Annotated in this window: 1 pseudogene; it reads right to left on the reverse strand. The window is 36.5% G+C overall.

Annotated elements, in window-relative coordinates:
- Positions 1-729, reverse strand: a pseudogene (locus J8L70_RS15995) (IS630 family transposase); the annotation flags it as partial.
- Between the last annotated feature and the right edge of the window lie 55 nt (positions 730-784).

Genomic DNA, 784 nt, shown 5'->3' on the forward strand with positions numbered 1-784 from the left:
GCTTTGGAAATAAGCGCTAGATGTTCTTTCATGATTTCCATATTACTAAAAGGAGCAATGATAGCTTCTGTTTTACCATTTGCTGGGCAAACAGCACCAAATAGATAAGCGTAAGTGTATTGTTGTTGCTGTACTACGCGTGGTCTCGTTCCTTTTTCAGCCCATATTCTAGTGGTCGTATTTTGTTGTCCAAAACGCGCCTCATCTTGAAACCAGATATCAACCCGATCTAACGCAACATGACCAGGGATCTTAAGGATCGTTTTTATTTTGAATTTTTTTAAAATCTTCCTGACGTTCAATTGACTGTTTGGGATGCTTTGAACGTGTGGTTATCCAGCTTAGATTTAATTCGTGTAATAGGTTGTAAATATTGGACTTTTTATACTCAATACCAAACTCAACTAAAATATACTGCTGGACATCTTTTCCTTGGAGTCTGCCACCATCTGCCTTTACAGCCGAAGAAATAACAAACTCTTTCAGTTGAGACAGTTGCTTTTCGCTTAGGCCTTTTGGGCGCCCCGTATGTTTTTTCTCTTTTAACCCTGAAATTCCCTGTGTTAAATAGGTTTGTATCCAACTATTTACACTCGTTCGACTTACTTTTAAGTATTCAGATATTTGAGTTCTATTTTTACCATCAAGAAAGTGAGATACCGCTAATAAACGAAGTTTTAATCTCGCATCTGAGGTTGAGCTAATCATTTTCGATAATTCTTGAGTCATATTCAGCACCTTTAATGAGTACTTTATTAGATCATAAAATTAATGGAATTGGTAT

Source organism: Pseudoalteromonas sp. MMG010 (genome assembly GCF_018100905.1).
Lineage (GTDB): Bacteria > Pseudomonadota > Gammaproteobacteria > Enterobacterales > Alteromonadaceae > Pseudoalteromonas.